This window comes from Idiomarina sp. UBA3162, from assembly GCF_002364475.1.
GTDB lineage: Bacteria > Pseudomonadota > Gammaproteobacteria > Enterobacterales > Alteromonadaceae > Idiomarina.
On record NZ_DEYI01000034.1, the window covers coordinates 1 to 21,689 of the forward strand.

Genomic DNA, 21,689 nt, shown 5'->3' on the forward strand with positions numbered 1-21,689 from the left:
CCCAGATATCGTAGGCTTCATCATCTTCTTCAAATACGGTAACCCACAGCTTTTCGGCAGGAAGTTGTAGCTCTTGGGTCAAAAAGTGCCACGCAAACTCAATGGCTTCGGTCTTAAAGTAGTCACCGAAGCTGAAGTTTCCAAGCATTTCAAAAAAAGTATGGTGACGCGCCGTGTAACCGACATTTTCAAGGTCATTATGTTTACCACCAGCGCGTAAGCAACGTTGTGCAGAGGTCGCCCGGGTGTAGTTTCGCTTGTCAGTACCTAAAAAAACGTCTTTAAAAGGCACCATCCCCGCATTAGTGAATAGTAATGTGGGGTCATTAGCAGGAATCATTGAGGCAGAGGGTACCCGTTGGTGACCTCTTTGCTCAAAAAACTGAATAAATTTTTCTCGAATCTCAGCGCTTGTAATGCTCATTAAACACCCTGTTTTTTGCACGCATTTGTCATAATTTATGATCCCTTAGATTACCATGTGAAGGTTTTGATCACTAGTCATCATCATGCGCTTGTATTGCAAATTTGATTTGCTCTTGCGAAAAGCCACGTTGCATTAAAAACCGTGCCCGTTTGGCCCAATCTTTGCGATCACTCGGTTGTGTCGAGCCAAACTTGCTTTGATAAACCTGCTGACATAGTTCAAACCAGTCCACTTCTAATCGTTGCAAAGCCTGATCAATCAGCGCTTTATCAACGCCACGCTGTTGCGTGGCCTGTGCCACGATTTTGGTGCGCCCTTGTCGCTGCATGACTTTTTCGCGTGCAAAGCTCTGAGCAAAACGTTCATCGCTTTGCCAGCCCTCTTCTTGCATGCGATCAACGACCTGTTCCACAAGCGGGCGGTCAAAACCGCGTTGGCTCAGTTTGTAAATTAATTCAAAACGACTATGCTCTCGCTTAGTTAATAGTTTAAAACATTTCTCTCTGAGCACCTGCTCATCATCATGTGAACTTTTCAAACTGTATTTACTCCAACGTACAACTGAATAGCAAAGGATAAGCTCTATGAAACCATTTTCTCCAACACGGAATTTTGTCATCGCTACCGCGTTGGCTTTTCTTGTCAGTATGTCATTCAATGCAACGGCGCAAGCCCGCAATCCCGATCAAATCCGCGTCACGGGTGCTGCTTCCGCTTCTGCCGTTCCCGACCAAGTCAGTTTGCAGTTTAGCATCGAGCAACGTGGTGACAAATTGAGTGCGATGAAAGACCGAGTGGATCAGTCAACGCAAAAATTACTACGCGACTTAATTAAGCGAGATATTCCCGAGCGTAATATTCGCTCATATCAATTACAGGTCTACCCTCAATATCAAAATGATGATGGCCAGACCAAACAGGATGGTTTTGTAGTGATGCGTGAAATATCAATCACGTTGCCAGACATCGAACAATACGACCAAATTGTGGATTTGGCGCTCGCACAGGGTGTCACGCGGGTCAGTCAAGTTCGTTTCGAAGTCTCTAACCAAAAAGACTTGTATCAACGTGCATTAGCCGATGCATTCGCAGCAGCACGCGACAAGGCAACACAATTGGCGGGTGTCGCTGAACGCGAAGTCGGCTCGGTTTTAGAAATTACCGAGCAGTCGTATCCGCGTCCCGTGGTATTTCATATGGCTGAAGCCCGAATGGACGCAAAATCGGCTTCAATGCCAGGCGAACAGCAAATTGAAGCGCGCATCGAAGTGGTGTTTTCTCTTAAATAACCGGTAATGAAATGTCGGCGGGCACCTGATGACTTACGCAGTGTAGTCCGCCACCACCGAGCACCAATTCGCGCGCAGGATGACTCAAAACTTTCCGACCGCCGGCATGGCGCTGAATAACCTCTAACACCGGTTGGTCTGTGGGTAAGTCAAATTGAGGTACCACAATAACCTTATCAGTGGCGATCAGGTTCGTATAGCTGCAACAAATGGGCAAGGTCATGTCACGTACAAGACTGTTGCTATCGCTTATAATACCCGCTCTATCCTGTTCCATCGGTTGTTGTGGTAACGGTAACGGTAAAGCAACCTTAGCTATAGTTTGCGGTAATCGCGCCACCGTGTGCGCTAGTTTCTGACACGTCGCATAATCCGGGTGAGCTTCGTCATCTGTTGTGCAATATAGCAGCACATCTTCTGCAATAAATAATGCTAAATTATCCATGTGACCGCTGGTTTCGTCAGCGCTGAGTTTACCGTCAAAAAAGTATACGTCGAGTCCAGCTAAGTTCTGTTCGACGCGACGCGATAACTGCTTTTCAGTCAACTCGGGTTGACGAGATTTTAATGCCGCTAACCCCATTAAGGCGACCTCGCCATTATGAGTTAACATCCCCCCCTCACCAATCAATTTTGATACAGGGTAAAGATGTTCTGCGAATAACTGTTCTGGCAATTGACTATCTTGTTCGATTGTTTGTTGCACATCGCCCCAGCCATCGAACTCCATCAACAATCCGCGCCACTGCCCTGAGTCCTCTTGATACCAGAGCGGTAGAATATCGCGCATCCAAATATCATCGTAAGAAACGGTTTGTGGAGTTAACAAGCATATCGGATGGTATTGACGCAGTAATTGAGCCAACGATTCAATACACTTGCGCGCTGGACGTGCAGATTGCCTCCACACGTCACGTCGATAGGGTTGAGCCAACACAATCTGCTGACCCGAAGCGAAGTCAGGACGCCAATAAACCATAGTTAACTTAGCTTATTTACGTTTGTTTTTATTGACGCGCTGTGCTTCACGCAGGCGATCTTTGCGTCTCGATGTTGCTTTACGAATCTTAGCAAACTTGCGTTGCTTCGACTCCTGATGACGCGGGTCGATAAAGGATTTATCCTCAGGCGGCAAACCTACTTTAGCACGCAGTTCGTTAACCTGGTCCAGTGCTAATTCGCTCCAGCCTCCCTGTGGAAGACCTGATTCCAACTGGATATCGCCATAACGCACTCGGATCAAGCGACTCACTTGAACCTCCTGACTTTCCCACAATCGCCTTACCTCACGGTTACGGCCCTCTTTCAAGGTTACGTGATACCAACGGTTCATTCCCTCACCGCCACCTGCTGCTTTGATGGTATCAAAATGTGCCAATCCGTCTTCCAGCTGAACACCCTTCTTCAGACGATTAATCATCGCGTCAGTCACTTCACCAAAAATACGTACCGCGTACTCACGCTCTACTTCTTGGCTTGGGTGCATCAATCGGTTTGCCAATTCACCATCGGTGGTGAACAGCAATAAACCTGAGGTATTCACGTCCAAACGGCCCACTGCAACCCAACGTGCTCCACTCATGCGTGGCAGGCGTTCGTAAACAGTCGGGCGTCCTTCAGGATCTTTTCGTGTACACAGTTCGCCTTCAGGTTTGTGGTAAGTCAAAACACGGCAAACAACTGAGCTTTCGGATTTAATTACGACCTCATGACCGTCAATACGGACTGACGCATCGGCATCAATTCGCTCACCCACCTGCGCTACTTTGCCATTCACACGGATGCGGCCAGCGCCAATCATGGCCTCAATTTCGCGTCGTGAACCATAGCCAGAACGGGCCAATACTTTTTGTAACTTCTCAGTCATGAAGATCGTCTCTCTCAGTTATCGCTGTCTCAGCGGTAGTCTCATCAGAAAAATCAATCGATGGTAATTCTGACAAGTTTGTTAAATTAAAATCATCCAAAAATTGCGCTGTGGTGCCGTAAAGTTGCGGTCGTCCAGGCACTTCTTTTTGCCCAACAACGGCGATCCACTGTCGCTCTTGCAATGTTTTAATAATATTCGAACTTACGGTGACACCGCGCACCTGCTCAATTTCACCACGCGTAATCGGCTGCCGATAAGCAATCAATGCCAATGTCTCGAGCAGCGCCTGTGAGTATCGTGTCGGACGTTCTTGCCACAAGCCTGCAAGTAACTCACCAAATTCAGGGCGCGTTTGAAAGCGAAACCCAGACGCCACATTAACGAGCTCAATGCCGCGATCGTTATAGTCGTCCTGCAAGCTTTTAAGTGCCGATCTAACGCCATTTAATGATACACCTTTTGCCTCAAACAGCTCAAACAGCCGTTGCACAGACAGCGGCTGAGGGTGTGCAAACAATGCCGCTTCAATCAGTTGTTTCAGTTGCTTCTTGTTCATCAAATGAGGCTTTTCTTCGTAGATGAATTTCGCTCATCGGTGTTACCTGTGACAATTCTATCATTGATTCCTTCACAAGTTCCAAAATTGCTAAAAAACTTACCACAGCGCCAGCTCGGGCCTCGCTTTTATTAAATAGCTGCCCAAAGCGCAAGTACGGTTGCGTTTGTAATCGCTGCAGGATCTGGCTCATACGCTCGCGCGTGGACAACTGTTCACGCTGAATATGATGGTGCGCATTTAATTTGATCTGATTAAGAATACGGCTAAAGGCCAATGTTAAATCTTCGAGGCTAACTTCAGGTGGCGCTGTGGTCACGTGTTCGCGCGCATTGCTACTGACTTCAGACAACCACATATCACGACCTACTTGCGGCTGTTCGTCAATATACTCGGCACCGTGCCGAATCGCTTCATATTCACGTAAGCGGCGCACTAACTCAGCTCGAGGATCGTCCTCTTCTTCATCCTCTTGCGGCGGCTTTGGTAATAGCAAACGACTTTTAATTTCTGCCAACATAGCCGCCATAACAAGGTAATCAGCGGCCAGCTCAAGCTTGAGCTCTTTCATCATCTCCACGTATTGGACATACTGCCGAGTGATGGTTAACACGGGAATATCGACAACATCAAACTTTTGTCGACGAATTAAATACAACAGCAAGTCCATTGGCCCGGAAAAGGCATCAAGGATAACTTCGAGTGCATCGGGCGGGATGTAGAGATCTTCCGGTTTTTCAATGACCGGCTCACCACGCACGAAACCAAGCGGTAAGGATTGCTGTTCTGCCACGTCCTTGCTATGACTCCATTAAAATTCAAACGGCTGAGTATCACCTGAACCGCCACGAATGACCACGGGGGCGCCCTCAGATAAGTCAACCACAGTCGTTGGTTCTTCGCCTTTATGGCCGCCATCGACAATCAGATCGACACGCTTCTCGAGTTGTTCGCGAATTGTCTCAGGATCGGATTCCGCCAATTCATTATTACCGAGAATCAAGCTCGTCGACATTAAAGGTTCATTGAGCTCTTCCAACAAAGCCAGTGCAATACGATTAGTAGGCACGCGGATACCGATTGTTTTACGTTTTGGATTCAATAGCCGCTTAGGTACTTCTTTAGTGCCTTTAAGGATAAAGGTATATGGTCCAGGCGTGTTATTTTTCAACAATCTGAATGCATCGTTATCGACTCGAGCGTAGGTCGACAACTCAGAGAGATCACGACACATCAAGGTAAAATTGTGTTCCTTGTCAATGTCTCGGATTTGGCAAATACGGTCGACCGCCTTTTTATCGCCAATTTGACAGCCAATTGCATAGCCCGAATCCGTTGGATAAACCACGATACCACCTTGACGAATGATATCGACGGCTTGCTGGATAAGGCGCTTCTGTGGATTCATCGGATGTACTTCAAAATATTGGCTCATAGCCCCTCCATACCCGAGTGTGGTCTTTAACTGAACCAGTCATTCCATATTGGCACACAAGTATCCGGCAGACAAAGATTTTTGCCTAAATCACGCCACTGCGAGGGATAGTGAAAATCAGAGCCTTGCGAAGCCTTTAATTGGAAATCCTTAGCAAATTCAGCTAAAGCTGAGCGCTGACCTAAAGTTTGCTGACCGATGCTGACTTCAATACCATCAAGCCCCCAAGTTTTCGCTTCACCGATGAGCTTTCTCAGCCATTTGTTAGACAGTTGATAGGCATGTGGGTGCGCTAACACTGCGCTACCTCCGGCGTCATGTATGGCTTTAATCGCATGCCCAATTGAACACCACTGCGGCCTTACGTAAGCAAAATTACCTTTGCCGATAAATCGGTCAAAGGCTTTTTGAACTTGATTGACATAACCCTGCTGAACGAGCTGATCGGCAATATGCTTGCGGGTAGGGATACCCTCACTATCAATCTCAACGTTGATATCGCGCGACGCGAGCTTTTGGATTATTGAATCGATGCGCTCCCGGCGGCGATTTTGCTGCGTTTGCAGCAGCCGCTGTAAGCTTTCACTGCGTGTGTCGACATTCAAGCCAACAATGTGAATTTCAAAATTTTCCCACCAACAGGATAACTCAACCCCCGCCACTAACGTCATATCATAATGCGCTTGCTCAATATACTGCTGAGCTTCACCCACGCCGTCGATATTGTCGTGGTCAGTAAGCGCTAACACCGACACACTGTTATTGTGTGCCCGATCAATCAACTCGGGCACAGTCAGGCTACCGTCAGAATGCGTACTATGGCAATGTAAATCGATTATCAAATTAAATCCTTGCTGCGAGTTCCGCCCCTTGACGAATCGCACGTTTCGCATCGAGTTCAGCGGCTACGTCGGCACCGCCAATCAGATGCACGGGTTTGCCCTGTTGCTCTAGCGAAGATTGTAACGCGCGTAACGGAACCTGTCCTGCACAAATAATAATGTTATCCACTTCAATCAGTTGCTCTTTACCATCGCGCTCAATCAATAAACCCTCGGCTGTCACTTTCTTGTACGTCACGCCATTCCACATGTGCACTTTTTTACTTTTCAGTTCAGTACGGTGTACCCAGCCCGACGTTTTACCCAAGCCTTTACCCACTTTGCTCTCTTTGCGCTGTAGCAACCAGACTTCGCGAGGACTGGCTTCGGGGTGTTGCTCTTTTAAACCGCCACGCGCTTCATACGATTTATCGATTCCCCAACGCTCGCTCCAAGCCGATTCATCAAGTGTCAGTTGCTCTTCAGTCGTCAGATACTCTGCCACATCAAAACCAATACCGCCTGCACCAATCAGCGCTACACGTTGGCCGACCGCTTTATGATCACGCAAGACATCCAAATAACTCAACACATGGGGCTGATCGATACCTTCAATATCAACTTGGCGAGGTAGTACTCCGGTGGCCAAGATGACTTCGTCAAAACCACCCTCGGTGAGACTTTCAGCCGATTGTTCCTCACCCAAGACGCGTTTCACCCCCGCGTCTTTTAAGCGCTCATCGAAATAACGTAAGGTTTCGAAAAACTCCTCTTTGCCAGGAATTTGCTTCGCGTAATTAAACTGCCCACCGATGTCGCTCGCTTTATCAAACAGTGTTACATCATGCCCACGCTCAGCGGCGAAGCAAGCAAACGCTAACCCCGCAGGACCTGCTCCAACCACCGCGAGCCGTTTTGACTGTTGCGTTGGCTGCATTAATAACTCAGTTTCGTAGCATGCGAGTGGATTAACCAGACATGACGCCCGCTTATTCGAGAACACATGATCAAGACACGCCTGGTTGCACGCAATACAGGTGTTTATTTTTTCAGGTTGTTGACGTTGCGCCTTGATCACGAGTTCGGGATCGGCCAATAGCGGGCGTGCCATCGATACCATATCCGCTTGCCCACTGGACAATATATGTTCAGCAATTTCAGGCGTATTGATACGGTTAACAGCCACAACGGGTACTGACAGTGACTGCTTCACACGCTCAGTGATCCATGCAAACGCGCCCCGTGGTACCGACGTCACAATCGTTGGCACACGCGCTTCGTGCCAGCCAATACCGGTGTTGATGATGGTCACTCCGGCTTTCTCAAGCGCTTGTCCTAATTCAATCACCTCGTCGAGCGTATGACCGTCTTCAACCAAGTCCAGCATGGACAATCTAAAAATAATAATAAAGTCCTTACCCACTTGCTCTCGCACGCGATTAACGATTGCAAGTGCTAAGCGACTACGTCCGTTAAAATCGCCCCCCCACTCATCCGTGCGCTTATTTGTGCGTGGGCAGAGAAATTGATTAATTAAATAACCTTCCGAGCCCATAATTTCAACACCATCATACCCTGCTTTCTGAGCCAGCTTGGCACAACGCCCGTAGTGACTAATGGTATTTGTGATTTGTCGCTCACTCATCGCTTTGGGACTAAAAGGCGTGATAGGCGCTTTAATTGCACTCGGAGCAAGAGAGAACGGGTGATAGCTATAACGTCCCGCATGCAAGATCTGCAGGCAAATTTTACTGTCATGCTTATGAACAGCATGCGTAACTTTGCGATGTTTAGCGACGTGCCACGGCTTTGACAGTTCACTCCCCAAAGGCGCCAGTCGACCTCTAAAGTTTGGACTAATACCACCGGTGACAATCAAGCCGACACCGCCCTTAGCACGAGCCTCGTAAAAAGCCGCCAGCTTTTCGAAGCCGTTTTTCTCTTCTTCGAGTCCCGTATGCATTGAACCCATGAGTACGCGGTTTTTTAATTGAGTAAAGCCAAGATCAAGCGGCGTGAAAAGCGTCGGATACTGTTGTGTGTTAGCTACCATCTTCATTATTCTCTATTTTAAACGGGCGTTTAATTTTAGCTCACTCTATACCTTTATAAGTATTTGCTCAAGCCTATCAGTAGTCGTGTTTGTTCGCACGATGGTCGCATTTGTTTTGACCCCTACGGGTAAAAACCTGCTAGTCTGATATGGAAAATTCCAAGGAGAGCGTTATGACTTTAGCAACAAAAACTATCGTAGGCACATTAACTGCGACTTTATTAACAACCGCCTCAGTCATGACATTAGATGCTCAAGCACAGACTCAAGACGTGACAGCGCACCAGCGTTTAATTCCGATTGAATCAAGTAAAACCACTGAGCACAGTGTCGAAATTCGTGGCGAAACTGTTGATTATACGGCAACGGCCGGCACCTTGCCGGTATGGAACGACGAAGGTAAACCAACCGCCACGTTGTTCTATACCTATTATAAACGAGAAGACATCGATAACCGTGAAAAACGCCCCATCGTCTATTCATTCAACGGCGGTCCAGGTTCTGCTTCCGTGTGGATGCACTTGGCCTACACGGGTCCTAAAGTCCTCAAGATCAGTGATGAAGGTTACCCTGTACAACCATATGGTGTCGAAGATAACCCGTATTCAATTTTAGACGTCGCTGACATCGTATTTATCAACCCAGTCAACACGGGTTACTCGCGTGTTCTACCCAACGAAGACGGCGAAATGCCCTCACGTGACGCTCAACAAAAAATGTTTTTCGGAGTTAACTCCGACATCCAATATTTAGCCGAGTGGATGAATACCTTCACCTCACGTTATGACCGCTGGCGTTCACCCAAGTTCTTAATTGGTGAAAGTTACGGCACGACACGTGTATCGGGTCTGGCTCACGCTTTACAAAATCAACAATGGATGTACCTCAATGGTGTTGTCCTAGTCTCTCCGACTGAATTGGGTATTGAGCGTAGCGGTCCGGTTGAAGAGGCGAATCGTCTACCCTACTTTGCTGCCGCCGCGTGGTACCACGACGCATTACCAAGCGACCTACAAAGTAAGGATCTGCTAGATGTACTCGACGAAGCGGAGTCATACACACTCAACGAATATCTACCCGCGCTAGCAAAAGGTGCTTCACTGACCCAACAACAACGCGAGCAAATTGCCTCTCAGGTGGCACACTACTCTGGCCTTTCAGAAGAAGCCGTGTTGAGTAATAACTTAGCGCCAAGCACTTGGTATTTCTGGAAAGAACTCTTACGAGACCGCGATCGCACAATTGGTCGTCTGGACTCTCGCTATTTAGGTATCGATGGCAGCCGTTCAGGTGATAGTCCTGACTACAATGCTGAGCTGACTTCATGGTTACACTCGTTCACTCCCGCAATTAACTACTATCTACGCGAAGAGTTAGGTTACAAGACCGATGTGAAATACAATATGTTCGGTCCTGTGCATCCGTGGGATCGCACCAATAACAACACCGGCGAACAACTACGTGAAGCGATGGCAGCGAACCCTTACCTGAATGTGATGGTACAGTCGGGCTATTTTGACGGCGCGACCAATTACTTTGATGCGAAGTATACAACTTGGCAGTTAGACCGTAGTAAACTGATGCAAGATCGCATTAGCTTTAAAGGGTATCGTAGTGGTCACATGATGTATTTGCGCCGACCTGACCTACAAAAAGCAAATGATGATCTTCGTGAGTTCATTATGAACGCGCTTCCAAAAGTAGGTCAGCCAGCACAATACAAGTAATTCATTTTGGGTGTTGACACCGCGCTCTTTGCGCGGTAATTTGTCAACCACTGAATAGCAAACTAAAACGAATTGGACATTATTACGATGCAACTCGCACAATTTTCACTACAAGCTTGGTGGTGGCACTTCCCGAATTAGCGGGTGGTGGTTCTGTGCGCATACGTAAATAAGTACAGTTTCGAAAACCCGCTCAACGAGCGGGTTTTTTTATGCTTGTTGGGCGGTCTCAAAAGGAAGTAGTTAAATGAATTCAAACACTCAACAAGCGCCAGCAGCGGTTACATCGATTCAGGTCGAGTTACCCTATCAAGCCGATACTCAGAGCGTGTACCAACAGGTTTGCCAACCTCATGGTCGTCACGTGCTACTCGATTCAGCCGATATCGGCACTAAACAAGCGCTAAAAAGCCTGTTACTCATCGATGCCGCCCTCGAACTCAAATGCAGCGGCCAGCGCGTTACCGTACAAGCACTAACGAATAACGGTAAGCCACTTAAAGCGCTGTTAGACCAACAGCTCACTGATTATTTGCTGGCGACCTCGGAGTCAACGAGCGAATTCAAATTCCCTGTTTCTAACCGTGATCTCGACGAGATGAGTCGCCTTAAAGAGGTCTCTAACTTCGAGCCATTGCGGCTTATCCAACACACGCTAGAGCGTCGCAACGCAGCTTCAAGCCACGATTTTGCGGTATTCCTTGCAGGCTCATTTGGCTACGACTTACTCGCGAGTTATGAGCAATTACCACAAGTTGAAACCGGCGAAAATCGTGCGCCTGATTATGTGTTCTATGTGTCTGAAACACTGCTAGCGGTCGACCATCAACGCCAGTCGAGTCAATTAATAGCTAGCTTGTTTACGCCCGAAGTGTCATCCGACGCATATGCGCAAATGAGTCAGCGCATCGGAGAGCTCGCAGCACGGTGTCAATTACCGCCACGTCAGCAAACCCAGTACACACCGCTAGCCGCAGACTACCAGAGTATTACAGCAACGCCGTCACAAGCGGTATTTAAGCAACATGTGTCGGAGTTGAAAGAACATATTCTGGATGGCGATATTTTTCAGGTGGTGCCCTCGCGTCGCTTTAGTTTACCGTGCCACGATGCACTTGCCAGCTACGCAGTACTAAAACAGACCAACCCATCACCCTACATGTTTTATTTAAGTCATCCAGATTTCACGCTATTCGGCGCCTCACCTGAGTCCGCTTTAAAGTACACCGCGACGAGCAATCAGGTCGAACTCTATCCGATTGCAGGCACCCGTCCTCGCGGCAAGCAGCCGGACGGCAACCTTGATCACGATCTCGATAGTCGCTTAGAACTCGAGTTACGCATGGATCAAAAAGAATTATCAGAGCATTTGATGCTGGTCGACTTAGCACGAAACGATCTTGCGCGAATATGCCAACCGGGAACACGCAATGTCGCCGACCTGCTCAAAGTTGATCGTTACTCCCACGTAATGCACTTAGTGTCGCGTGTTGTCGGTCAATTACGTGAAGACTGCGATGCGCTTCACGCTTACCGCGCCTGTATGAATATGGGCACATTGATTGGTGCTCCCAAAGTCAGTGCGGCACGGCTCATCCGACAGGTCGAACAGCAAGGGCGTGGTAGCTACGGCGGTGCTGTGGGTTACCTAGCTGGTAATGGTGATATGGATACTTGCATCGTTATACGCTCCGCCTTCGTGAGTGGCGGTCGTGCGGTGGTTCAAGCCGGTGCAGGCGTGGTACACGATTCTGATCCGCAGGCGGAAGTTGATGAAACAGAAAACAAAGCACGCGCCGTAATCGCCGCAGTGCAGACAGCAAATGCACAAGGAGAGCGCTCATGAAAGGTCGTATTACGCTCATCGATAATCTTGACTCGTTCTCTTATAACTTAGTTGATGAGCTCAGCCAACTCGGTTATGAACTAAAAGTGTATCGCAACACGATCAGTGCCGAACGCCTATTACGTGAACTCGATAGTTACTCAGGTCCACAAGTCGTATGTCTATCGCCCGGTCCAGGTAACCCTTCGCAGGCGGGAAACTTGATGGACATGATCGACGCATGCCAAAAACGGTATCCGATGCTCGGTATCTGTTTAGGTTTTCAAGCTCTGGCTGAAAAAAGCGGCGCCCGAGTCGACCGCTGTGGCGAGGTCGTGCATGGCAAAACCGCACAAATGTTGTTTCGCTCTCACCCACTGTTCGCGAGCCAACCGCAACAAAATCATTGCGTCATCGGTCGTTATCATTCGCTCAGTATTTACGACTTACCAGCGACCATTAACGTAATCGGCGAATGCCAAAGCGTCAACGGAATGATTCCGATGGCGGCGGAGTTTACCGAGTTGAATGCTGTGGGCTTTCAATTTCACCCTGAATCTTTATTAACACCGACCGGCAAACTTATGTTGCAGGATGCGGTTCACTACCTTTTTACACAGTTTAGTCAAGGACACAGTCATGAATGAGATCACCACCCTGCTTGAAGGTCGACCTCTGTCCCAGGACGAGAGTCAAAAGCTATTTCGTCACCTGGTAAAAGGTGAGCTCAATGATGCACAAATCAGTGCCGCATTGGTCGCCATGAAATTACGCGGTGAAACGCCAGCGGAATTGGCCGGTGCAGCGCGCGCTGTGCTCGATGTGAGCAAGCCTCTGACCAGCACCAACGGTATACTTGCGGACAGTTGCGGTACCGGTGGTGATGGATCCAACAGTATTAATCTATCGACCACATCGGCGTTAGTTGCCTCTTCAATGGGGTTACCCATGGCAAAGCACGGTAATCGCAGCGTATCATCGCGCTCAGGATCAGCCGATGTATTAGAGTCTTTGGGTCTGCGCGTTGATCTCGATCCGCGCGAGGCTTCAAAGCAGTTAGCTGATCACGGCTTTTGCTTTTTATTTGCGCCGCATTATCATCCCGGTATCAAACATGCGATGCCCGTGCGCCAAACTCTGAAAACGCGTACCCTTTTTAACCTTATCGGTCCGCTAGTGAATCCAGCACGGCCCAACATTCAGTTATTAGGCGTGTATAGTCCAATTTGGCTACAACCGATGGCCGAAACCTTACAGCGTCTTGGCACTGAGCGAGCTATGGTCGTACATGGCTCTGGCGTTGACGAGTTTGCTTTACACGGCACGACGGAAGTTGTTGAGTTACGTGATAACCAACTTGAACAATACACACTGTCGGTCAGTGACTTTGGCTTGAATGAAGCACCACTGAGCGAGCTAAAAGGCGGCGATGCCGATTTTAATGCCACGGTATTAAAACGTATCTTAGCAGGGCAAGGTTCCCGCGCTCAAAACCATGCCATTGCAATAAACACAGCACCATTGCTAGTGATGGCGGATAAGTTTTCAGACTACAAACAAGCGGCCCAGGCAGTGCTTGAGCATCTTGCGAGCGGCGCAGCCATGACACACTTAGAGGCGATTCAAGCGGTACAAGGAGGCATCTATGTCGAGTAATATTCTGACTGAAATTATTGCCCGCAAACGAGTGCAGAACGAGCAGCAGGAGCAACACTACCCGATGCCGAGTGACAAACACGCGCTATCGCGCAGTGAGCGTAGTTTGTACGATGCGTTGAACCAGCCTCAAGCGGGCTTTATTTTAGAGTGCAAAAAAGCGTCCCCTTCCAAGGGACTTATTCGCCCCCATTTTAATCCAGTGGAGTTGGCAAAAACCTACCAACCCTATGCTGCCGCGATTTCGGTATTAACTGAACCTGAGTATTTTCAAGGCAGCTATGAATACCTTGCGGCTGTCAGTCAACAGGTTAACCTACCGATATTATGCAAGGATTTCTTTATTGATGAACAGCAAGTTTATCGAGCACGCTACTTTGGCGCTGATGCGATCCTACTCATGTTATCGGTACTCGATGATGTGCAGTATCAACATCTACACGCAATCGCGGACAATTTAGGTTTAGATGTACTGACGGAAGTCGCCAATGAGACTGAGATGCGTCGCGCCGCGCAGTTAGGTGCGCGCATTATTGGTATTAATCACCGTGATTTGACCGACCTCAGCATCAACCCGAATCGCAGTCATGAGCTCGCACCTTATGCTCCCGAGGGTGCCTTACTTGTTGCTGAGTCGGGCTTTAGCCAACACAAAGATATTCGCCGCTGCAGTGATGTCGTAAATGGCTTTTTAGTCGGAAGTGCATTAAGTGCTGAAAACGATGTCGACCTGGCTTGCCGTAAGTTATTGTATGGTGAAAACAAAGTCTGTGGACTAACTCGAGCGGAGGACGCCTTAAACGCTCATGCAGCCGGTGCGGTATTTGGCGGACTCATCTTTGCCGAGCGTTCACCTCGATGCATTGAACCAAGCCAGGCCGAGGCGATTATCCGTCAAGTTCAGGGTCTTCAGTATGTCGGCGTATTTGCCGACCAACCGCTATCCTTTGTTGTTGATACAGCTTTCGAACTGGGTTTACACGCAGTGCAATTGCACGGACATGAAGATATCGACTTTACCGTTGAACTCAAGAACCGCTTTAAGCAAGCCGGTATCGCACACGTACAGATTTGGAAAGCGGTCACCGTTGACGCACCATTCAGACTCAATGAACATCCCTTGCGTCACTCAGTTGACCGTTTTGTACTCGATCATGGTCAAGGGGGTACCGGCAAAACCTTTGATTGGCAGTTACTGAACGAATTAGATACAGATGAACGTCGACGTTGCCTACTCGCTGGCGGTATCAGTCCCGATAATGTTTGCGCCGCAATTGAACAAGACTTTATCGGTATCGATGCAAGCTCTAAATTGGAGTGGCAAGCAGGCATCAAAGATGCACGGTTAATATCAGCTCTTTTTAAACGCATTCGTCATTACGGCGCCAATGCAGAATCAATTCAATCACAGGAGGCCGCAGCATGAGCCAGTCACTTTCAGCTTATTTTGGTGATTTTGGTGGTCAGTTCGTACCTGAAATCCTTCTACCTGCGCTCGAGCAGCTAGAAAAAGCATTTATCGATGCGCAACAAGATGAGGCGTTTCAGCAGGAGTTTCGTGGGCTGCTGAAAAATTATTTAGGCCGACCAACACCTCTATCCCTATGTCGTAACTTGCCACTTGAAAGCCCCAACGGTACAAAAATATATCTCAAACGCGAAGATTTGCTACATGGTGGTGCACATAAAACTAACCAAGTACTCGGGCAAGCCTTGCTTGCCAAGCGTATGGGAAAAACACGAATTATCGCTGAGACCGGTGCGGGACAGCACGGTACAGCGACCGCACTGGCGTGTGCATTGCTCGACCTCGAGTGCATCATCTACATGGGTAAAAAAGACGTCGAACGTCAGCAGCCCAACGTATTTCGTATGGAATTAATGGGCGCTAAAGTAGTACCTGTTGATACCGGCAGCGGGACGTTAAAAGATGCGGTAAACGAAGCACTACGTGATTGGACTGCCAGCTACCCAACCACTCATTACTTGCTCGGTACGGCGGCGGGAGCTCACCCCTTCCCAACAATTGTGCGTGAATTCCACAAAATGATCGGAGAAGAAGCAAAGCAGCAAATTATTGAGCAAGCAGGTCGTTTACCCGATGAAGTCATTGCTTGTGTAGGCGGTGGTTCGAATGCCATTGGCATGTTCACTGATTTTATCGACGAACCTAATGTAGCCCTCGTGGGCGTTGAACCCGCAGGCAAAGGTGTCAACACACAGCATCACGGTGCAACGCTAACAGCGGGAAGTCCAGGTATCTTGCACGGCTGCTTGACCTACTTGATGCAAACCGACGAAGGGCAAGTGGAAGAATCCTACTCGGTCTCAGCAGGTTTGGACTACCCGGGCGTTGGACCACAACACGCGCACTTAAAGGCTATTGGTCGTGCACGTTATGAGTCGGTAACAGATGATGAGGCATTGGCGGCATTTCAATTGCTTTCCCGCCATGAGGGCATTATACCTGCATTGGAATCTGCACATGCGCTCGCCTATGCGCTGAAACGTGCGGCTGAACCCGATGCGCCAGAGATTTTATTGATCAATTTATCGGGTCGTGGTGACAAAGATATCGATCACGTCCGTCGTATTTTTAATGCTCAAGAACAATAATAGGGTGTCCACACATGAGTCGTTATGAACAACTATTTGCAAACCTAGACAAGCAACATCAAGGGGCTTTCGTGCCTTTTGTGACGCTGGGCGACCCAACTCCCGAAGTCAGCGTTGAGGTGATTAAGCGACTGATCGACGCGGGCGCTGATGCACTTGAGCTGGGTCTTCCGTTCTCTGACCCGGTCGCCGACGGTCCCGTCATTCAGCGCGCTAATGTTCGCGCCCTCGAGGGAGGTACGCGATTTGAAGACTGTTTATCGATTCTAAAACAGGTCCGCGAATACGCACCTGATATACCGATTGGCTTGCTGGTTTACGCAAACCTGATTTTTGCCAAAGGTATCGATACCTTTTATGAAAAAATGGCCGCTGTCGGTGTCGACTCGGTGCTCGTCGCCGATTTACCAACCAAAGAGGCAATTCGCTTTTCACAACCGGCTATCGATCGTCAAATAGCGCCCGTGTTTATTTGTCCGCCGGATGCTTCAGATTCGTTGATCGAGGCGATCGCCAAACAAAGCCAAGGCTATGTTTACTTGCTTAGTCGCTCTGGGGTTACGGGAACAGAGACACAAATGCAGGTGCCGGCCGAGAAACTCATTTCACAACTGCGTTCAGCCGGCTCAGCTCCGATTATGCTGGGTTTTGGTATCTCTCAACCTGAACATGTAACAGCCACGATTAAGGCGGGCGCTCAGGGCGCTATCAGTGGTTCCGCAGTCGTTGCTATTATCGAAAAAAACATCGACAATACAGCACAAATGCTCGACCAACTTGGGCAATTTGTTGAGTCGATGAAGTCAGCCACATCGTAGTAGGAGTATCCATGGCGCTGGTATTAGAGTATTTACCATTAGTTGTCTTTTTTGTTGTTTATCAGATGGTCGATATTTTCGCGGCAACCTGGGCTTTAATGGGATTAACGATTGTACAGTTAGTCGGTCTTAAGCTGCTTAAGCAACCTATTACTACGCGTCATTGGATCGTGTTAGGTGCCGTGCTGGTTTTTGGCGGCATCACCGTTTTTCTACACGATGATTGGTTTGTTAAAATCAAAGTATCCATTATCTATGTGCTGATTGCCGCGCTGTTAGCTGGCACACTTTGGATAAAAAAAACCAGTCCACTTAAAAGTCTATTTGATGCGGACATAAAAATGCCAGATAGTGCTTGGAACCGACTCACGTATGCCTGGATTATTACTTGTTTGGCTATCGCTGCAGTGAATGTTTACGTTGCTCAGTATATGTCACAAGATGCTTGGGTTAATTTTAAAGTCTTTGGCATCATTGGTATTTCGTTAGTGCTTGTCGTTGCTACAGGAATGTATATCTACCGACACGCTGAGGACATGGAAGGAGAACAATAAGCCATGTGGTTTGTGATTTTTGCAGAAGATCATGACGATTCGCTCGCCAAGCGCAAGCAAGCGCGTCCGGCTCACATCAAACGGTTAGAGGCGCTAAAGGCACAGGGCCGACTGTTAGTCGCAGGCCCCTGCCCTGCGATTGCAGAGAAGGATCCAGGTATCATGGGCTTCACCGGCTCAGTCGTAATCGCTGAATTCGACACCCTTGAACAAGCAGAGCAGTGGGCGCACGCCGATCCATACTGGGATGCAGGCGTCTACCGTTCAGCGCAGGTTAAACCGTTCAACCCGGTGCTCCCCTAACTCTGTATGCAATCCACACGGCTCAAATATGCTAACCGCGTATTAGCAATTAATCACTTTCCTGCCGCGGAGCCGCAACAACATGTTGTGATTGCACCTGCACTGGGTGTCAAACAACGGTTTTATCATCGATTTGCGCATTGGTTGTCAGAACAGGGTATTGCCGTGACGTGTTTCGATTACTACGGGATTGGCGACTCTAAAGATAAGCCGCTCAGTAAAATTGAGACCGACATTATCGATTGGGCGACCGTGGATCTTGATAACGTGCTCACTTGGGCACGGGAGCAACTTCCGAGCGCCGAATTAACTTGGCTAGGCCATAGTTTAGGTGGTCAACTTTTGGGATTAATTCCTCATCCCGAGCGTATTGATAGGATAGTCACGGTGGCTTCCGGAACCGGGTACTGGCGACAAGCGAGTTCTCAAGTCAAACGCACGTCTTGGCTGTTGTGGTATTTTGCGATACCACTTGCGACACCGATCGCGGGTTATTTTCCCGGCAAACGACTCAATATGGTGGGTGATATGCCAGCACGGGCAATGCGTCAGTGGAGCCGTTGGTGTCGCAGCCGCAATTATTTATTCGACCATTTATCGACTGAGCAACTCAAAGGCTATCAACGTTTAACGCAATCGTATCATGCCTTCGCTATTAGTGATGATGAGTTGTTGGTAGAAAATAACGTTCGTGCACTGTTACAACGTTATCCTAATACACAACAAAAGCTGACGCGTTTGACTCCGCAACAGGCGGGTCGCCGCATCGGACACTTTAATATCTTTAAGCCGACCCACCAGCAGACGCTTTGGCAAAAAGAGTTGTTACCTGCCATTAAAGCAGATCAGACAACGCGTCTTGTAACTGAGGAAAGTTAAAGTTAAATCCCGCTTGCTCAAGCTTTCTGGGCACGACCGCTTGCCCTTCTAACAACATCGAAGCCATTTCTCCCAACATTAGGTTCAACGCAAACGCTGGAACGAATAATACATGGGGCCGGTGCAACGTTTTCGCTAAGGTTTGGCTAAACTGTTTATTCGGCGTTGGATTAGGTGCCGTCAAGTTAACCGGCCCCGAGATGCTGTCGTCCTGCAGAATAAATTCTATCGCGCGGATCATGTCCTCTATGTGAATCCACGACATCATTTGTTCGCCGGAGCCCATTGGACCACCTAAACCGAATTTATAGGGTAGCGACATGCGTGGCAATGCACCTTGGCTGCTGTCGAGTACGACGCCAGTGCGTAAACACACAACACGCGTATGATCTTTTACCTGCTGCGCAATGTGCTCCCATTGCTCGCAAAGCTCGACAGCAAAATCGCGTTGATTCGCCGTAGCCGACTCGTCCACCGGTTCGCTGTTACGCGGACCATAGACACCGATCGCAGACCCACTGAGTAAGATGGGGGGCTTAGAACACGCTTGTATTCGCTGCACTAGATCTTCAGTGACTTGCCAGCGACTATTCTGCAGTTGCTGTTTACGCTCGGCCGACCAGCGCTTGTCGGCAATCCCAGCGCCTTGCAGGTTAATCACCGCATCAAACGAAGCGAGCGCCTCAGCAGTTGGCAGTTCACCTATAACATCGACATTATAACCTCGAAATTGTTGCTTGACGCGCTCTATTGAGCGCGTCGTCACCGTAAACTGATGTTGTTGACCGAAGTAGCGAATAAAGCTTGAGCCAATAAGCCCGGAACCGCCAGTTATAAGAATATTCATACTTCGTCTCCCACTAGATCAATTTACGTATCAACTGTGCCGTATTGCGGCGAATCAGACGCGAACATGCGAGTCGACCTAACAAAGCGACGACAACCGCGCCTGAAATAGGACCCACCAACCACAAACGCCAATGCCAGGTAGCATCCATGTTAAAGACTTGGGTCTGTAAAATAAGCAGCGATAAATCCATCGCTATGGTCGCTATTAAACCACTTATAGCCCCTAACATTAGAAATTCATAGCTGATGCTCCGACTTAGCAACTTACCTGAAGCACCCAAGGTGCGTAGAATAACCAGTTCTTTTTGGCGCTCCTCCATGCTCGCCTGTACTTGCGCTATCAATACCAAGGCGCCTGCAATCATTACCAGAACTAAGACGAAAAGAATCGCAATACTGACCTGCGAGATAACTTCACGGATTTGCTCAATAATCGCGTCTAAATCGATCAAAGACGCCTCGGGAAACGGTCTAAACAATTGGTATAGCTCGTCTTTTCGCTCACTGTCTAAATGAAAGCTAGTTATATAGGTTGCCGGGAAGTCAGCGAGCGTACTGGTATTAAAAATCATGTAGAAGTTGGGCTGAAGCGAGCCCCAATCCGCCTCTCGTAGACTCGTCACCGGCACGGTAAACACCTCACCACCAATGTTAAAAGTCAGCGTATCACCTACTTTAATTTCTAATCGTTCAGCTGCTTGTTTTTCAACGGATACCTGTGGCTCGGCATTATCGCCCCACCACTCGCCGCTCACAACCTCATTGTTAGGCGGTACCGTATCGCGCCATGTCAATGAAAGTTCGCGGCCAAAACCTTCCTCGCGATCACCTTGCTCGACTTCCTCGCGGTTTTCTTTGGTCACTTCATCAATCAGTTCAGTGCCATTGTGGTGGGTTACCCGACCGGGGATCAGCGGATATTGATCGGTTGCTTCGATGTCCTCTCGAGCGAACATAGCGCGCAAATCGTCGACTTTCTCTTCAGCGATATTCAGCGCAAAATAATTCGGTGCATCCGCTGGTAGTTGGCGCTGCCAATCAGCAAGTAAATCATTGCGCATGACGATGACCAACAACAACAGCATAATCGCGGTTGAAAAACTCAGCATTTGCACGCTGTTTGCTGAAGCGCGTCGTTGTAAACCTGCCATTGCTAAACGCCAAGCACTCCCTGCTTGCATGCCCGCTTTTCGACCTGCACCGATCAGTAGACGACCAATCAATAAAAGGATACCCGCAGCAAAAGCGCCGCCTACGAACAAGGCCGTTGATAACCACCATTGCTGTGAGTACAGTACCAATAACCCATAAATCGTGCCGCCGCTTAATATCCATTGCAGCCAGCGAATCGCCTGTACACCGACCATTTGACGGTGCAGTACACGTAACGGTGGAATAGAAATCAGTCTAAATAGCGGGTAAAGCGTAAACATCACCGCGCTAATCAGGCCCGTTGCGATAGCGAGCGCATAAGGTCGCCAACTGGCTGATGGTAATGAAGCGCCCAATTGTTCAGCGACCCAGTTAATCACATAAGATTGAATGAGCCACCCGAGCAGAATACCAACACCGACGCTGATCCCCGTAAGCAATAGCAAATGAAGCACGAAGATCTTACGGATTTGCTGTTTGCCCGCCCCTAAGGTTTTAAATATCGCCACCACGTCATAGTTGCGCTGACAGTAGCGTTGCGCGGCTACGGCAACAGCCGTTGCTGCAAGCACTACACCTAACAGACTCGCCAACATCATAAAGCGTTCAGCACGATTTAGGGCGCGCGCCAAGGGGCTATCGCCATCTTCGATACTGCGCCAGCTATGAGTGTCATCATTCAATTGTGGGAGAAGCCAATTCTCGTAGTTATCCAATTGTGTTGGCGTTCCGGCGAATAAGACGTTGTAACGTACGCGGCTTCCCGGTTGAATTAACCCCGTCTCAGCTAACTGTGAATAACGAATGATGACATTGGGACTGTCAGTGAACACAGAAAAACCGACATCAGGCTCATAAG

At 48.6% G+C, this 21,689-nt stretch carries 22 protein-coding genes and 1 other annotated feature; of the genes, 11 read left to right on the plus strand and 11 right to left on the minus strand.

Annotated elements, in window-relative coordinates; genetic code table 11:
• Together B2X00_RS03790 and B2X00_RS03795 are read right to left on the minus strand one after the other, a co-directional pair.
• The coding region (locus B2X00_RS03790) for an alanine--tRNA ligase-related protein (protein ID WP_290486184.1) at positions 1-424 on the minus strand (424 nt) is incomplete at its 3' end.
• Between the two features lie 73 nt (positions 425-497).
• The gene (locus B2X00_RS03795) at positions 498-965 is read right to left on the minus strand and encodes a regulatory protein RecX (RefSeq protein WP_290486185.1); all 468 of its coding nucleotides are present in this window, start codon (positions 963-965) and stop codon (positions 498-500) included.
• A gap of 46 nt (positions 966-1,011) precedes the next feature.
• Here B2X00_RS03795 and B2X00_RS03800 point away from each other — a divergent pair, with 46 nt between their 5' ends.
• Positions 1,012-1,716: an SIMPL domain-containing protein gene (locus B2X00_RS03800; RefSeq protein WP_290486186.1), complete on the plus strand. Its 705-nt coding sequence runs from the start codon at positions 1,012-1,014 to the stop codon at positions 1,714-1,716.
• On the opposite strand, the gene B2X00_RS03805 is transcribed toward B2X00_RS03800, so the two are convergent.
• From B2X00_RS03805 to B2X00_RS03835, 7 genes are read right to left on the minus strand one after another with little or no spacing between them, the layout of a single operon-like run.
• Positions 1,709-2,695, minus strand: coding sequence for an agmatine deiminase family protein (locus tag B2X00_RS03805; protein WP_290486187.1), 987 nt, complete (start codon positions 2,693-2,695; stop codon positions 1,709-1,711). The genes B2X00_RS03800 and B2X00_RS03805 overlap by 8 nt on opposite strands.
• A 12-nt stretch (positions 2,696-2,707) precedes the next feature.
• Positions 2,708-3,583 carry a 23S rRNA pseudouridine(2605) synthase RluB gene (rluB, locus tag B2X00_RS03810; RefSeq protein WP_290486188.1) on the minus strand — a complete coding sequence of 292 codons (876 nt, stop codon included), beginning with the start codon at positions 3,581-3,583 and terminating at the stop codon, positions 2,708-2,710.
• Positions 3,576-4,142: an SMC-Scp complex subunit ScpB gene (gene scpB, locus B2X00_RS03815; protein WP_290486189.1), complete on the minus strand. Its 567-nt coding sequence runs from the start codon at positions 4,140-4,142 to the stop codon at positions 3,576-3,578. The genes rluB and scpB overlap by 8 nt, the downstream gene beginning before the upstream one ends.
• Complete coding sequence (locus B2X00_RS03820) at positions 4,111-4,935, minus strand: segregation and condensation protein A (protein ID WP_290486190.1); 825 nt, start codon at positions 4,933-4,935, stop codon at positions 4,111-4,113. Before B2X00_RS03820 ends, scpB begins: the two co-directional genes overlap by 32 nt.
• Before the next feature lie 18 nt (positions 4,936-4,953).
• Positions 4,954-5,577 (minus strand): L-threonylcarbamoyladenylate synthase, encoded by a 624-nt coding sequence (locus B2X00_RS03825; protein ID WP_006956574.1) that lies wholly within the window; start codon positions 5,575-5,577, stop codon positions 4,954-4,956.
• Between the two features lie 26 nt (positions 5,578-5,603).
• Entirely contained in the window at positions 5,604-6,419 is an 816-nt protein-coding gene (locus B2X00_RS03830) for a PHP domain-containing protein (protein WP_290486191.1), read from the minus strand.
• A gap of 1 nt (position 6,420) precedes the next feature.
• A complete protein-coding gene (locus B2X00_RS03835) occupies positions 6,421-8,451 on the minus strand; it encodes an NADPH-dependent 2,4-dienoyl-CoA reductase (RefSeq protein WP_290486200.1) in 2,031 nt (676 codons plus the stop codon).
• Between the two features lie 173 nt (positions 8,452-8,624).
• On the opposite strand from B2X00_RS03835, the gene B2X00_RS03840 reads away from it, so the two are divergent.
• The 10 genes from B2X00_RS03840 to B2X00_RS03885 all read left to right on the plus strand — a co-directional run bounded on the left by B2X00_RS03840 (position 8,625) and on the right by B2X00_RS03885 (position 18,829).
• Positions 8,625-10,178: a S10 family peptidase gene (locus tag B2X00_RS03840; RefSeq protein WP_414653676.1), complete on the plus strand. Its 1,554-nt coding sequence runs from the start codon at positions 8,625-8,627 to the stop codon at positions 10,176-10,178.
• 111 nt (positions 10,179-10,289) lie between these two features.
• Positions 10,290-10,392: a sequence feature (Trp leader region), on the plus strand.
• A gap of 33 nt (positions 10,393-10,425) precedes the next feature.
• Positions 10,426-12,024, plus strand: coding sequence for an anthranilate synthase component 1 (locus tag B2X00_RS03845; protein WP_290486192.1), 1,599 nt, complete (start codon positions 10,426-10,428; stop codon positions 12,022-12,024).
• On the plus strand, positions 12,021-12,650 hold the full coding sequence (locus B2X00_RS03850; RefSeq protein WP_006956562.1) for an anthranilate synthase component II: 630 nt from the start codon (positions 12,021-12,023) through the stop codon (positions 12,648-12,650). Before B2X00_RS03845 ends, B2X00_RS03850 begins: the two co-directional genes overlap by 4 nt.
• Entirely contained in the window at positions 12,643-13,659 is a 1,017-nt protein-coding gene (gene trpD, locus B2X00_RS03855) for an anthranilate phosphoribosyltransferase (protein WP_006956561.1), read from the plus strand. The genes B2X00_RS03850 and trpD overlap by 8 nt, the downstream gene beginning before the upstream one ends.
• The gene (gene trpCF / locus B2X00_RS03860) at positions 13,649-15,085 is read left to right on the plus strand and encodes a bifunctional indole-3-glycerol-phosphate synthase TrpC/phosphoribosylanthranilate isomerase TrpF (RefSeq protein WP_290486193.1); all 1,437 of its coding nucleotides are present in this window, start codon (positions 13,649-13,651) and stop codon (positions 15,083-15,085) included. The genes trpD and trpCF overlap by 11 nt, the downstream gene beginning before the upstream one ends.
• A complete protein-coding gene (trpB, locus tag B2X00_RS03865) occupies positions 15,082-16,275 on the plus strand; it encodes a tryptophan synthase subunit beta (RefSeq protein WP_290486194.1) in 1,194 nt (397 codons plus the stop codon). Before trpCF ends, trpB begins: the two co-directional genes overlap by 4 nt.
• 14 nt (positions 16,276-16,289) lie before the next feature.
• Entirely contained in the window at positions 16,290-17,093 is an 804-nt protein-coding gene (trpA, locus tag B2X00_RS03870; protein WP_272977866.1) for a tryptophan synthase subunit alpha, read from the plus strand.
• Positions 17,094-17,104: 11 nt separating this feature from the next.
• The gene (locus tag B2X00_RS03875) at positions 17,105-17,647 is read left to right on the plus strand and encodes an inner membrane-spanning protein YciB (protein WP_290486195.1); all 543 of its coding nucleotides are present in this window, start codon (positions 17,105-17,107) and stop codon (positions 17,645-17,647) included.
• Positions 17,648-17,650: 3 nt separating this feature from the next.
• Complete coding sequence (locus tag B2X00_RS03880; RefSeq protein ID WP_290486196.1) at positions 17,651-17,950, plus strand: YciI family protein; 300 nt, start codon at positions 17,651-17,653, stop codon at positions 17,948-17,950.
• A gap of 6 nt (positions 17,951-17,956) precedes the next feature.
• On the plus strand, positions 17,957-18,829 hold the full coding sequence (locus tag B2X00_RS03885) for an alpha/beta fold hydrolase (protein ID WP_290486197.1): 873 nt from the start codon (positions 17,957-17,959) through the stop codon (positions 18,827-18,829).
• On the opposite strand, the gene B2X00_RS03890 is transcribed toward B2X00_RS03885, so the two are convergent.
• Together B2X00_RS03890 and B2X00_RS03895 are read right to left on the minus strand one after the other, a co-directional pair.
• Complete coding sequence (locus B2X00_RS03890) at positions 18,786-19,676, minus strand: TIGR01777 family oxidoreductase (protein ID WP_290486198.1); 891 nt, start codon at positions 19,674-19,676, stop codon at positions 18,786-18,788. The two genes, B2X00_RS03885 and B2X00_RS03890, sit on opposite strands and share 44 nt — an antisense overlap.
• A gap of 13 nt (positions 19,677-19,689) precedes the next feature.
• Positions 19,690-21,689 (minus strand): ABC transporter permease (locus tag B2X00_RS03895; protein WP_290486199.1); only part of this gene is annotated, 2,000 nt, incomplete at its 5' end.